This is a genomic window from Rhizobium sp. TH2 (genome assembly GCF_024707525.1).
Classification (GTDB): Bacteria; Pseudomonadota; Alphaproteobacteria; order Rhizobiales; family Rhizobiaceae; genus Rhizobium_E.
This window is the reverse complement of record NZ_CP062231.1, coordinates 5,552,249-5,565,888: the sequence shown is the minus strand read 5'-3', so window position 1 is coordinate 5,565,888 and position 13,640 is coordinate 5,552,249. Positions and strand designations below refer to the sequence as shown.

Sequence of the window (13,640 nt, the reverse complement as noted above, 5' to 3'; positions counted from 1 at the left end):
CCCCGGTGGCAACGCCGGGGCTTTTTGGCATTCTCAAGCTGCCTGGATTTGGCCGACCCATGCGCGGGCGATCGCGAGGCCAGCGGCATCAGCAACGACACCGTCGGTCGCGGCGTGCTTGTCATAGTCTGCGAGCCAGCCCGGCATCATCCGCTCGATCGTCTCGGCGAATCCCTGATTCCAGTCTTCGACCACCTGGCGGTTCGCCTCGAAATGGAATTGCATGCCATAGGACGCCCGGCCGATCCGGAAACACTGGTTGGCAACATCGGGATTGGTCGCCAGATGGGTGGCGCCTTCCGGCAGCGTGAACGTGTCGCTGTGCCATTCGAAGATCGGGAATTCGGCATCGATCGCCGTCAGCACAGGATCTTGAGCCGCAGCCTCGGTCCTGGCCACGCGATGCCAGCCGAATTGCCGCGCGGTGCCCAGGATGTTGGTACCGCCATGGGCGCGGGCGAGCAATTGGCTGCCGAGGCAGATGCCGAGCACCGCCTTGTCGTCGTCGCCGAAGCCTTTCATCAGCCGCGCGAGTTCCGGCAGATAGGGATGGATATGGTCGTCGATGGCGCTCTGCTCGCCGCCTAGCACCACCATGCCGTCGAAACCGTCGCTCGCGGCGGGAAGCGGCTCGGCATTCCAGGGCCGGATCCAGACCTGTTCGGCGCCGGCCTCTTGGAGGGCAATGCCGACCTGCCCGAGGGATGTCTTATGGAGATTTTCGACGATGAGTATGCGCATGAAATCACTTTATGAAGGGCCTTCGCGGACCATATCCGAGTGGAAGGAAAAGCCAAGGTGGGGCGCCCGCGAATTTTGCGGGACCCCTTCCAATTTTCGGGTTGCGGCCTATGATCCGCGCGGAAAATTCCGGGAGCCGACCGATCCATGAGCAAGAGAGTGAGCCGCCTCGACGACGCAGCCCGTGCGGGCTGGCTCTACTATGTCGCCGGCAATACCCAGGACCAGATCGCCACCAAGCTCGGCGTGTCCAGGCAATCGGCCCAGCGCCTCGTCTCGCTCGCTCGTTCCGAGGGTCTGGTGCGCGTGCAGATCGACCATCCGATCGCCAATTGTCTCGAACTCTCCGACGCCCTGAGGGAGAGGTTCGGGCTGAAATTCGTCGATGTCGTACCGACCGATCCTGGGTCCGATTCCACGATAACCGGCGTCGCCGAGGCGGCGAGCGCCGAGATGGAGCGGTGGCTGAAGCGCGAGGAACCGGTGCTGATCGCGGTCGGAACCGGCCGCACGCTGAAGGCCGCGGTCGAACTCCTGCCGCGCATGGATTGCCGCCACCACAGGGTCGTGTCGCTGACCGGCAATATCGCGCCCGATGGCTCCGCCGCGTATTACAACGTCGTCTTCACCATGTCGGACTCGGTCAATGTCCGCTCCTTCCCGATGCCGCTGCCCGTTATCGCCACCTCGCGCAGCGAGCGGGAAATGCTGCATGCCCAGGCGATGATCAAGCCGACGCTGGCGCTCGCCGCGCGCGCCGATGTCACCTTCGTCGGCATCGGCGATTTCACCGAGGACGCGCCGCTCTATGTCGACGGCTTCATCACATCGGCGGAGCTCGCGGCACTGAGAAGTGCCGGCGCCGCCGGCGAGATCGTCGGCTGGTCGTTCGACAGTGACGGCAAGATGATCCAGGGGATCACCAACGAACGTGTTGCCTCGTCCCCGATCCCGCCGCGCGAGACCTCGCTGGTGATCGCCGCCGCCAAGGGCCATCGCAAGTTCCCCGGCATATCGGGCGCGCTGCGCGGCAACCTGATCAACGGCCTCATCACCGATGAGGAAACCGCCGAGCATCTGCTCAAGACGGCCTGATCTCTTTCAATCCTCCCGCCCTTCGTGACCCGCCGGCATTCAGGCCGCGCGGGATAAGTGTCTTTTGTCTTTGCCAAGAAACATTGCTGCGCCGCAACAACGAAATCCGCTTGACACATTAGCAATCATACGAGTAAATGCCCATGAGCATAGCATTTGCTCATTTTTTCTTCTGGGAGGAAGATCTCATGAACTTGAAGACCTTCTTGCTGGGCGCGAGCACAGCAATCGCCATATCAGGCATGGCCAACGCCGAAACCATCACCATCGCGACCGTCAACAATGGCGACATGGTCCGTATGCAGAAGCTGACGGACGATTTCACCAAGGCAAATCCCGACATCCAGCTCGAATGGGTGACGCTTGAGGAAAACGTGCTCCGTGAGCGCGTGACCACCGACATCGCCACCAAGGGTGGCCAGTACGACGTGATGACGATCGGTACTTATGAAGTTCCGATCTGGGCCAAGCAGAGCTGGCTCCTGCCGCTCGACAATCTCGGTGCCGACTATGACGTCGACGACATCCTGCCCGCTATCCGCGGAGGCCTTTCCGCCGACGGCAAGCTTTATGCCGCGCCGTTCTACGGCGAAAGCTCGATGGTCATGTACCGCAAGGACCTCATGGAAAAGGCAGGGCTGACCATGCCTGACGCCCCGACCTGGGAATTCATTGCCGATGCAGCCCGCAAGATGACCAACCGTGACGAAGGCATCAACGGCATCTGCCTGCGCGGCAAGGCCGGCTGGGGCGAGAACATGGCGTTCCTGACCGCCATGTCCAACTCCTTCGGCGCACGCTGGTTCGATGAGAGCTGGAAGCCCCAGTTCGATTCACCGGAATGGAAGACGACGCTCGATACCTATGTCAAGCTGATGAACGATGCCGGTCCGCAGGGCGCTTCGTCCAACGGCTTCAACGAAAATCTCGCACTCTTCCAGCAGGGCAAGTGCGGCATGTGGATCGATGCCACGGTGGCTGCTTCCTTCGTTTCCAACCCGAAGGACTCGACGGTTGCCGACAAGGTCGGCTATGCACTGGCGCCGGATAACGGCCTCGGCAAGCGCGGCAACTGGCTCTGGGCATGGACGCTTGCCATCCCAGCCGGTACGCAGAAGGCCGCTTCGGCCGAGAAGTTCATCGCCTGGGCGACTTCGAAGCACTATCTCGAAATCGTCGCCGCCAAGGAAGGCTGGGCCAATGTTCCTCCGGGCACGCGCACCTCGCTCTACAACAACCCGGAATACCAGAAGGCCGCTCCCTTCGCCAAGATGACGCTCGACAGCATCAACTCCGCCGATCCGACCAAGCCGACTGTCAAGCCGGTCCCCTATGTCGGTGTCCAGTTCGTCGCCATTCCTGAATTCCAGGGCCTTGGCACCACTGTCGGCCAGCTCTTCTCGGCGGCACTTGCCGGCCAGATGAGCACCGACGATGCACTGAAGCAGGCGCAGGATGCCGCCACGGCAACCATGACCGAAGGCGGATATATACAGTAACGTCTCCCAAGGACGCATCTAGGCTGTCCGGCCTCGCCGGGCAGCCCCTTTAAGGATTTCCCCAGGCATCGCCAGTGATGCGTGCCTGTGCAATAAACTCCAAGAACAAAACGCTCTATCAAGAAGTAGGCTGGTGCTGTCTCTCCCGCTTGCGGGACCTGTGGCGGGACCGCGATATGGGAGGAGGATTGGAATGGCTACGCAACAAACCCGCTCGCTTGCCCGCGCCATGCTGGCGCCGTCCGTCGGGCTGCTGCTGATCTGGATGGCGGTGCCGCTGGCGATCACGCTGTGGTTCTCGTTCCAACAGTACAATCCGCTTAGCCCGATGCGCGATGGCTTTGTCGGCTTCTCCAATTATCTCCTCTTCTTCAACAATCCCGCCTTCCTATGGTCGATCCTCAATACGCTCACGATCGTGGCGAGCGTGCTTGCCATCACTCTCGTCGGCGGCATCCTGCTCGCACTGCTGCTCGACCAGCCGATGTGGGGTCAGGGTATCGTCCGCATTCTCGTGATCTCCCCCTTCTTCGTCATGCCGCCGGTGGCCGCACTCGTGTGGAAGAACATGATCATGCATGCCCAATATGGCGTGATCTCCGATCTCCTGCGCTCCGTCGGCCTCAGCCCCATCGACTGGTTCGGGCGGTTTCCGCTGCTGTCGGTCATCATCATCGTCGCGTGGCAATGGCTGCCGTTTGCGACGCTCATCCTGCTTACCGCGCTGCAATCGCTCGATGGCGAGCAGAAGGAAGCGGCCGAGATGGACGGCGCGAATTTTCTCAACCGTTTCGTTTATTTGACGCTGCCGCATCTCGCCCGTGCCATCACCGTCGTGATCCTCATCCAGACGATCTTCCTGCTCTCGGTCTATGCGGAAATCCTGGTCACGACCAATGGCGGACCCGGCTATGCATCGACCAACCTGCCGTTCCTCGTCGCCCAGAAGGCGACCCTCGAATTCAAGATCGGCCAAGCCTCGGCCGGCGGCATCATCGCAGTCATCCTCGCCAATATCGTCGCCTTCTTCGCGATGCGGGCGGTTGGCAAGAACCTCGACCGATAGGAGCGCATCATGGCACGAGCTGTTTCCACCAGGCGTACCGCAGCCGTCACCGTCGCGGCGTGGGCTATCGCTTTACTGATCTTCTTTCCGATCCTCTACACGATCATAACCAGCTTCAAGTCGGAGCAGGAAGCCATCCAGGGCTTCAACCTGATCCCGTCCTTTACGATGGAGAGCTATTATGACGTCCAGAGTCAGTACAACTACTTCAGGCCGTTCATGAATTCGGTGATCCTAGCGCTCGGCTCCACGGTGCTTGCGCTGATCGTCGCCGTGCCGGCGGCCTGGTCGATGGCCTTTGCGCCGACACGCCGGACCAAGGACATCCTGATGTGGATGCTCTCCACCAAGATGATGCCGGCGGTAGCGGTGCTGTTTCCGATCTACATGATCTTTCGCGACCTTGGCCTGCTCGACAGCCGCATCGGCCTGACCATCATGCTGATGTTGATCAACCTGCCGATCGTGATCTGGATGCTTTACACCTACTTCCGCGAAATTCCGGGCGAGATCCTGGAGGCCGCGCGGATGGACGGTGCTTCGCTCTGGGGTGAGATCTATTACGTGCTGCTGCCGATGGCGGTGCCGGGTATCGCCTCGACCATGCTGCTCAACATCATCCTGGCCTGGAACGAGGCTTTCTGGACGATCCGCCTGACCACGACGAACGCAGCGCCGCTGACGACCTTCATCACCTCGTTCTCGAGCCCGCAGGGTCTGTTCTGGGCGAAACTCAGTGCCGCTTCGACATTGGCGATCGCGCCGATTCTGATCATGGGCTGGTTCAGCCAGAAGCAATTGGTGCGTGGCCTGACATTCGGCGCCGTGAAATAAGAAAATCCGGGAGAGTAAAATGGGAAATATTCAGCTCAGACAAGTCAACAAGTCCTTCGGTGCGACGCAGGTTATTCCCGGCATCGACCTGACAATCAACGAAGGTGAGTTCGTGGTGTTCGTCGGCCCGTCGGGCTGCGGCAAGTCCACGCTGCTGCGCCTGATTGCGGGGCTCGAGGACACGACATCCGGCACGATCGAGATCGATGGCCGCAATGTCACCGGCGAGGCACCGGCCAAGCGCAAGCTCGCCATGGTGTTCCAGTCCTATGCGCTTTATCCGCATATGAGCGTGCGCAAGAACATTGCCTTTCCCTTGAAGATGGCGAAGATGCCCCAGGACGCAATCGACAAGAAGGTCGATGACGCGGCCCGCGTGCTCAACCTCACCAACTATCTCGACCGCAGGCCCGGCCAGCTCTCCGGCGGCCAGCGCCAGCGTGTCGCGATCGGCCGTGCCATCGTCCGCGAACCCTCGGCCTTTCTGTTCGACGAGCCGCTCTCCAACCTCGACGCTGCGCTGCGCGGCAACATGCGGCTCGAAATCTCGGAACTGCATCACCAGCTCAAGACGACGATGATCTATGTCACTCACGACCAGGTCGAGGCCATGACCATGGCCGACAAGATCGTGGTGCTCAATGCCGGCAATATCGAGCAGGTCGGCTCACCGATGGAACTCTACCACAAGCCGGACAATGTCTTTGTCGCGGGCTTCATCGGCTCGCCGAAGATGAACCTCGTCTCCGGCGACATCGCCAAGGCCTATGGCGCGGCGACGATCGGTGTCCGGCCCGAACATCTCGGCATCTCCAAGACCGAGGGCACCTGGAGCGGCATTGCCGGCGTGACGGAGCATCTCGGCTCCGATACCTTCATCCACGTCAAGACCGACAAGGCGGGCGTCATCACTGTGCGCGCATCTGGCGAGACCGACATCCGCTTCGACGACAAGGTCTATCTGACGCCGGACTCAGCCCGCGTCCACAAGTTCGACGACAGGGGGCTCGCGATCCGATGAAACGCCTCGACGGCAAATCCGCGCTGATCACGGGATCGGCGCGGGGGATCGGCCGGGCCTTCGCGGAAGCCTATATCCGCGAGGGCGCGAAAGTGGCGATCGCCGATATCGACATCGACCGCGCAAGCCATACAGCCTCCGATCTCGGACCGTCAGCCTATGCGATACGACTTGACGTCACTGACCAGGACTCCATCGATGCCGCGATCGTCTCGGTCGAGGAAAAGACCGGCGGTCTCGATATCCTGGTCAACGGTGCCGCGCTATTCGATCTCGCGCCGATCACCGACATCACGCGGGAGAGCTACGAGAGGCTGTTTGCCATCAACGTATCCGGCACGCTCTTCATGATGCAGGCCGCCGCGAAAACCATGATCAAGCGCGGCAAGGGCGGCAAGATCATCAACATGGCGAGCCAGGCGGGACGCCGGGGCGAGGCTCTGGTCGCCGTCTATTGCGCCACCAAGGCCGCGGTCATCTCACTGACGCAGTCGGCCGGGCTGAACCTGATCCAGCACGGCATCAACGTCAACGCCATCGCGCCCGGCGTGGTGGATGGCGAGCACTGGGAACACGTCGATGCATTGTTTGCGAAATACGAGAACCGCCCGCTCGGCGAAAAGAAACGGCTCGTCGGCGAGGCCGTGCCCTTCGGGCGCATGGGCCGGCCTGACGACCTGACCGGAATGGCGGTCTTCCTCGCCTCGTCCGAAGCCGATTATATCGTCGCCCAGACCTACAATGTCGATGGCGGCAACTGGATGAGTTAGCTCGTCCGATTTGCATAAGGAACGTAAGCCATGAGTACGAAACTCTCGCTCGCCAATCTCAGCGCCATTTCCGCGACGGCCGCGATCCCGGCCTATCAGCGCGGCGATCTCAAGGCCGGTATCGTTCACTTCGGCATCGGCAATTTCCACCGGGCGCACCAGGCCGTCTATCTCGACGACCTTTTCAACACCGGCCGCGACCGCGATTGGGCGCTGATCGGCGCCGGGGTAACGGCCTATGACGGCGCCATGCGCGACAAGCTCAAGGGCCAGGATTACCTGACAACGGTTGTCGAGCAGGATGTCGGCAAGTCGGCCGCGCGCGTCACCGGCGCGATGATCGATTTCCTCGATCCAGCCGACCGTGGCACCATCATCGAAAAGCTCGCCGATCCCTCAATCCGTATCGTCTCGATGACCATCACCGAAGGCGGCTATTTCATCAATCCGGCATCCGGCACGTTCGATCCCGCACATCCAGCAATCGTTGCGGACGCGAAGAACCCGTCGGACCCGAGGACCGTGTTCGGCATTATCCTAGCAAGCCTGAAACTCCGCCGTGATCGCGGCATCGTGCCCTTCACAGTGATGTCCTGCGACAACATCCCGGGCAATGGCCATGTCACCGAGCATGCGGTGGTGGGGCTGGCCAAGCTCGCAAGCGACACGGTTTTCGGCGAGTGGATCGCGAAGAACGTTTCCTTCCCCAACTCCATGGTCGATCGCATAACGCCAGCGACGGGTGCGCGCGAGATCAGCCATTGCGAGGAGACTTTCGGCATCGCGGATGCCTGGCCGGTCTATTGCGAAGAGTTCAAGCAATGGGTGATGGAAGACAAGTTCACCGCCGGCCGGCCGGCGCTGGAAGATGTCGGCGTCACCTTCGTCGATGACGTCGCACCCTTCGAACTGATGAAAATCCGCATCCTCAATGGCGGGCATGCGACCATCGCCTATCCCGGCGCCCTGCTCGACATCCATTTCGTGCATGAGACGATGGAGGATCCCGAGATTCGCGGATTCCTCGCCAAGCTCGAAAAGACCGAGATCATACCCTGTGTGCCGCCGGTGCCGAACACCGATATCCAGGATTATTTCAAGCTGATCGAGCGACGTTTCGCCAATCCAAAGATTGGCGACACCGTGGCGCGATTGGCGCAGGACGGCTCGAACCGGCAGCCGAAATTCATCCTGCCCTCGACCTCCGACCGGCTCACCAAGGGCCAGGATGTCCAGGGCCTCGCGCTGGTCTCGGCGCTCTGGTGCCGCTATTTCGAGGGCAAGTCAGATTCCGGCAAGACAATCGAGTTCAACGACGCCAGCGCCGACAGGCTGCATGACGCAGCGATGAAATCACGCGAGAACCCCCTCGCCTTCCTCGAACTCAAGGACATCTTTGGCGATGTCGGGACCTCGCCCATGTTCCAGAAGCGTTTTGCCGAGGCGCTGGCCTCGCTCCATTCGAAGGGCACACGGGCAACGCTGAAGGCCTATGTCGACGGCAGCCTGGCTTAGGCCCATGACCTCCCGCGCCCCAACCCTCCCGCTTCTCCCGCCCCCCGGCTTGCGGAGAAGTGTCGGGCGCGGTAAGGCGATGAGGGGCAAGCGCTTGCCCCTCATCCGTCCGCTGGATGGCCCATCCACAGACGCGATGTTCAGAGTTCCCCATGATCAATAAGTCCAACGGCAAGCTGGTCATTTTCGACTGCGACGGCGTATTGGTCGATAGCGAGCCGATCTCGTTTGCGGTGCTGCGCGAAATGCTGGCGGATGCGGGCCTGACGTTCAGCGAAAGCTGGGCCTACGAGAATTTCCTCGGCAAGAGCATGGCGTCGATCACCGCGATGATCGCCACCGAACATTCGCTGATGCTCGATGATGACGCGCTCGGCGACATGCGCAAGCGGCTCTATGCCCGCTTCCAGGCTGAACTGGAGCCGGTGCATGGCGTCGGCGATATGCTGGCGGGCCTGCCATTGGCGCATTGCGTCGCGTCATCGAGCCAACTGGAGCGCATTCGCCTCTGCCTCAGGAAGACCGGGCTGATCGACTATTTCGAGCCCAATATCTTCTCGGCCAGCATGGTGGCGAACGGCAAGCCGGCGCCGGATCTTTTCCTGCATGCCGCGCGCAGCATGGGCTTTTCCCCACGAAACTGCATTGTCGTCGAGGATAGTCCAGCCGGCATCCGCGCCGCCAAAGCTGCCGGAATGACGGTGTTTGCCTTTACCGGCGCCTCGCATGCCGTGGCATCCAATCTGCTTCCCATCGTCGAGAGCTTGAAACCGGCCGCCATTTTTGATGATATGGCTCAACTCCCCGGGTTGATTGCGGCGTCGGGAAGCTAGGGCGGAGTAATGGGAAGATACGTTGTTGCCGTCGATGTGGGCACGGGCAGTGCCCGGGCCGGTATTTTCGACCGGCGGGGCGAGATGCTGGGACGTGCCAGCTTCCCCATCGAGATGAACCGTACATCAAGACAATCCGCCGAGCATGATTCGGAAGATATCTGGGCGGCCGTCACCAGGGCGGTCAGCACTGCTCGAGACGAGGCCGGCGTCGCGGCCGGCGAGATCGACGCCATCGGTTTCGACGCGACCTGTTCATTGACGGTTCGCGATTCCGAAGGATTGCCGCTGCCGGTTTCCCAGAACGATGACCCGCGTTGGGACACGATCGCCTGGCTCGACCACAGGGCCCTAGAACAAGCCGAAGAGCTGACCGCGCTGGGCGGCGAGATGGTGAAGCATTCAGGCGGTTCGATCTCGCCCGAAATGCAGATTCCCAAGCTGATGTGGCTGAAGTCGCATCGTCCCGATGTCTGGAACCGCGCCGGGATGATCTTCGATCTCGCCGACTTCCTGACATGGCGGGCGAGCGGCAGCCTGACGCGCTCGGTCTGCACGATGACGGCGAAGTGGAACTATCTCAGCCATACCGAGGAAGGATGGCCAGGCGATTTTCTCGATCGCGCCGGTCTTGCCGAACTCGGCACGCGCGCCGGCATCACCGATATCCCGGCACAGGTCGGCGCCTGCGTCGGCATGCTGACGGCCTCGGCGGCGCAATCGCTCGGACTGACGACGAACTGCAAGGTGGCGTCCGGCATGGTCGATGCCTATGCGGGCCAGTTGGCGCTGACCGGCAAGGATCCCGATTCGCGCAACGAGGCGGGGCTGATCGGCGGCACATCCAGCTGCGTCATGCGCTTCTCGAAGGAGCCGCAATTCATCAAGTCCTTCTGGGGTCCCTACCGCGACGTGGTCCTGCCCGATTGGTGGGTCATCGAGGGCGGGCAATCGGCCACGGGCGCGCTGCTCGACCATATCGTTCGCGTCCATGGCGCCGGCCTCGAGCCGACGCCCGAAACCCATGATCTGGTGCTGGAGCGGATCCGGGACCTGATCGCGGAGACCGGTGAAGGTTTCGGCGGTTCGATCCATGTCCTGCCGGATTTCCACGGCAACCGCTCGCCGCTCGGTGACGCCCGCGTGCTCGGCGCCATCCATGGCCTGACACTCGACGGTTCCTTCGACGCGATGTGCGCGATCTATTACCGCGCGATGGTATCGCTGGCGCTGGGTATGCGGCAGATCCTCGATCTCATGGAATTCGACGGCCCGGTCGAGACGCTGCATCTCGGCGGCGGCCACGCCCGCAACACCCTGCTGGCGCGCCTCTATGCCGATGCCACGCGGCGGCAGGTCGCGATCTCGGCCGGCGAGGAAGCCATGCTGCTCGGCACCGCCATGGCAGCCGCCAGCGCCGCCGGCTGGTATCCGTCGCTCGCCGAAGCCTGCCAGGCCATGGCGCGGCCGGCCAACATTATCCCGCCGAATGAGATTCGTGCGATGGCGCTCGACCGCGATTACCACGTGTTCCTCAAGATGCAGGAACAGCGACGAGAGCTTGCGGCGATTGTTTAAACTGTTCGGCCGTGATTGAGGCTTCACCCCCCTCTGTCACTTCGTGACATCTCCCCCTCAAGGGGGGAGATTGGATGGGGCGCCGACATCGCTCCTTATCCGCCGCCGCGATCCGAGCATGCGACAGTGCTGTTTGGCGAGCGCATAAACGCGAGCCGATCTCCCCCCTTGAGGGGGAGATGTCCGGCAGGACAGAGGGGGGTCAGCCACGCTCTCCGCCGCCGATCATATCGACAACATCAACCCTTGATCCGCGCATTCTCCGGATCATACAGCGGCTTCAGCGACACATTCGCCTTCACACGTTCCGTCGCGACTTCGAGCTCGTATGTCCCGGACATCACATAGTCCGCCGTCACGCCTTCCGGATTCCTGACATAGCCGTAGCCGATCGGCCTGCCGATCGTGTAGCCGAAGCCGCCGGAGGTCAGCCAGCCGGCCCGCCGGCCATCGCGATAGATCGTCTCGCGGCCGAGCAGAACGACATCGGGATCATCGACCGTGAATGCCGCCAGCATCTTCTTGACGCCATGCTGTGCCTGTTTATCCAGCGCATCCCGACCACGGAATTTCGCGCCGCTTTTCATCTTGACGGCCCAGTTGAGGCCGGCCTCGAACGGCGTGTGGTCGGGACCGATATCGGAACCCCAGGCGCGATAGCCTTTTTCAAGGCGAAGGCTCTCGATGGCGCGGTAACCGGCATTGACCAGCCCATGGGCGCGGCCGGCCTCCATCAGGCGATCATAGACGCCAGATGTGAACTCCACCGGGATATGTAACTCATAGCCCAACTCGCCGACATAGGTAATGCGCAGTGCCCGCACCGGCGCGCCCGAAATGCCGATCGTCCGGAATTGCCCGAACGGCAGCGCTTTATCAGACACATCGGCCGTGGTGATCGACTGCAGGATGTCCCGCGCCTTCGGACCCATCAACGACAAAACCGACCAGCCCGAGGTGACATCGACCAGGCTTGCATGGAGCCCGTCCGGAATGTTGCGCGCGATCCAGTCGAAATCATGGGTGGCAAAGCCGGTGCCGGTGACGATGTAATATTCATCCTCCGCCACCCGCGCCGCCGTCAGGTCGGCTTCGATGCCGCCCTTGTCGTTCAGCATCTGGGTATAGGTCAGCGAGCCCACGGGCCTCGCGACATTGTTCGATGCGATCCATTGTAGTGCCGCTTCCGAATCGCGGCCCTTGAGCGCGAATTTCGCGAACGAGGTCTGGTCGAAGACGACGGCTGCCTCGCGTGCAGCCTTGTGTTCGCGGCCCACGGCACCGAACCAGTTCTGCCTTCCATACGTATAGACATCCTCGGCCTTTTCGCCCGCCTTGAGATCGGCGAACCAGTTCGGCCGCTCCCAGCCGAGTTTCTCGCCGAAGCAGGCGCCCTGGGTCTTGAGCTTGTCATAAAGCGGCGACTTGCGCACCGGCCGCCCCGACATGTTCTCCTCGAAAGGCCAGGCCAGCGTATAGTGCTTGCCGTAGGCCTCGTAGGTGCGGGTGCGGACCCAATCAGTGTCGAAATGCGGACGGCCGAAGCGGCGGATATCGACCGGCCATAAGTCGTAGGGCGGCTCGCCCTTGGCGGCCCATTCGGCGAGCGCCATGCCCGCACCACCGCCCGAAGCGATGCCGAAGGCGTTGAAGCCGGCGCCAACATAGAAATTCCTCAGTTCCGGCGCCTCGCCGAGAATGAAATTGCCGTCCGGCGTGAAGCTTTCCGGACCATTGAGCAACTGCTTGACGCCGGCGGTTTCGAGCATCGGCACGCGGCCGAGCGCCAGTTCCATGATCGGTTCGAAATGATCGAAATTGCTGTCGAGCAGCGAGAAATGGAAACCTTCCGGGATGCCGCCCTCGGCCCAGCCGATCGGGTTCGGCTCGTAGCCGCCCATCACCAGCCCGCCGACTTCTTCCTTGTAATAGGTCAGCCGGTCCGGATCGCGTAGCGTCGGCAGATTGGACGGCACGCCGAAGGCCTCGGTGATCATGTACTGATGCTGCACCGAAACCAGCGGTACGTTGACGCCGAAGCGGCCGGCAAAGGCCCGCGTCCACTGACCGGCGCAGACCACGACCTTCTCGCATTCGATCCGGCCGCGCCCGGTGATCACCGCACGGATACGGCCGTTCTCGATTTCGAGATCGATGACCTCGGTATCCTCGAAAATCGAGACGCCCTTCATCCGCGCGCCCTTGGCCAGCGCCTGGGTGATGTCGGACGGATTGGCCTGGCCATCGGTCGGCAGGAAGGCCGCGCCGACGAGATCGTCGACCTGCATCAGCGGCCAGAGTTCCTGCGCTTCGCGTGGGCTCAGCAGGTGCATTTCAAGCCCGAAGGAATGCGCGGTGGTCGCCTGCCGCTTGACCTCCGTCCAGCGCTCCTGGTTGCAGGCAAGCCTGAGGCCGCCATTCATCTTCCAGCCGGTGCCGAGCCCGGTCTCGGCTTCCAGCGTCTTGTAGAGTTCGACGGAATGGCCGAGCATCTGGGTGATGTTGGCGCTGGTCCTGAGCTGGCCCACAAGACCAGCGGCATGGAACGTGGTGCCTGAAGTCAGCTTCTTGCGTTCGAGCAGCACGGTATCGGTGAAACCCAGCTTGCCGAGGTGATAGGCGGTGGAGCAGCCGATAATGCCGCCACCGATAACGACGATCTTTGCCGAAGCGGGAAGATCCTTCATG

At 61.9% G+C, this 13,640-nt stretch carries 11 protein-coding genes; 9 read left to right on the top strand and 2 right to left on the bottom strand.

What is annotated here, in order from left to right; all coding sequences use genetic code 11:
• Positions 1-33: 33 nt before the first annotated feature.
• A complete protein-coding gene (locus tag IHQ71_RS27235) occupies positions 34-741 on the bottom strand; it encodes a type 1 glutamine amidotransferase (RefSeq protein ID WP_258159522.1) in 708 nt (235 codons plus the stop codon).
• Positions 742-888: 147 nt separating this feature from the next.
• On the opposite strand from IHQ71_RS27235, the gene IHQ71_RS27230 reads away from it, so the two are divergent.
• The 9 genes from IHQ71_RS27230 to IHQ71_RS27190 all read left to right on the top strand — a co-directional run bounded on the left by IHQ71_RS27230 (position 889) and on the right by IHQ71_RS27190 (position 10,952).
• Positions 889-1,836 (top strand): sugar-binding transcriptional regulator, encoded by a 948-nt coding sequence (locus tag IHQ71_RS27230; protein ID WP_258159521.1) that lies wholly within the window; start codon positions 889-891, stop codon positions 1,834-1,836.
• Between the two features lie 188 nt (positions 1,837-2,024).
• Complete coding sequence (locus tag IHQ71_RS27225) at positions 2,025-3,335, top strand: sugar ABC transporter substrate-binding protein (RefSeq protein ID WP_258159520.1); 1,311 nt, start codon at positions 2,025-2,027, stop codon at positions 3,333-3,335.
• A 193-nt stretch (positions 3,336-3,528) separates the two neighbouring features.
• The gene (locus tag IHQ71_RS27220; RefSeq protein ID WP_258159519.1) at positions 3,529-4,401 is read left to right on the top strand and encodes a carbohydrate ABC transporter permease; all 873 of its coding nucleotides are present in this window, start codon (positions 3,529-3,531) and stop codon (positions 4,399-4,401) included.
• A 9-nt stretch (positions 4,402-4,410) separates the two neighbouring features.
• Positions 4,411-5,235 (top strand): carbohydrate ABC transporter permease, encoded by an 825-nt coding sequence (locus tag IHQ71_RS27215; protein ID WP_258159518.1) that lies wholly within the window; start codon positions 4,411-4,413, stop codon positions 5,233-5,235.
• Between the two features lie 19 nt (positions 5,236-5,254).
• Positions 5,255-6,256, top strand: a complete 1,002-nt coding sequence (locus IHQ71_RS27210) for an ABC transporter ATP-binding protein (RefSeq protein WP_258159517.1) — start codon at positions 5,255-5,257, stop codon at positions 6,254-6,256.
• Positions 6,253-7,026 (top strand): L-iditol 2-dehydrogenase, encoded by a 774-nt coding sequence (locus IHQ71_RS27205; RefSeq protein WP_258159516.1) that lies wholly within the window; start codon positions 6,253-6,255, stop codon positions 7,024-7,026. Before IHQ71_RS27210 ends, IHQ71_RS27205 begins: the two co-directional genes overlap by 4 nt.
• A gap of 30 nt (positions 7,027-7,056) precedes the next feature.
• A complete protein-coding gene (locus IHQ71_RS27200; RefSeq protein WP_258159515.1) occupies positions 7,057-8,541 on the top strand; it encodes a mannitol dehydrogenase family protein in 1,485 nt (494 codons plus the stop codon).
• 152 nt (positions 8,542-8,693) lie between these two features.
• Positions 8,694-9,374, top strand: a complete 681-nt coding sequence (locus IHQ71_RS27195) for an HAD family phosphatase (protein WP_258159514.1) — start codon at positions 8,694-8,696, stop codon at positions 9,372-9,374.
• Between the two features lie 9 nt (positions 9,375-9,383).
• Positions 9,384-10,952, top strand: a complete 1,569-nt coding sequence (locus tag IHQ71_RS27190) for an FGGY-family carbohydrate kinase (protein ID WP_258159513.1) — start codon at positions 9,384-9,386, stop codon at positions 10,950-10,952.
• Between the two features lie 239 nt (positions 10,953-11,191).
• Here the strand turns inward: IHQ71_RS27190 and IHQ71_RS27185 are convergent, their stop codons facing one another.
• Positions 11,192-13,639 (bottom strand): FAD-dependent oxidoreductase, encoded by a 2,448-nt coding sequence (locus IHQ71_RS27185; protein WP_258159512.1) that lies wholly within the window; start codon positions 13,637-13,639, stop codon positions 11,192-11,194.
• Position 13,640 lies beyond the last annotated feature (1 nt).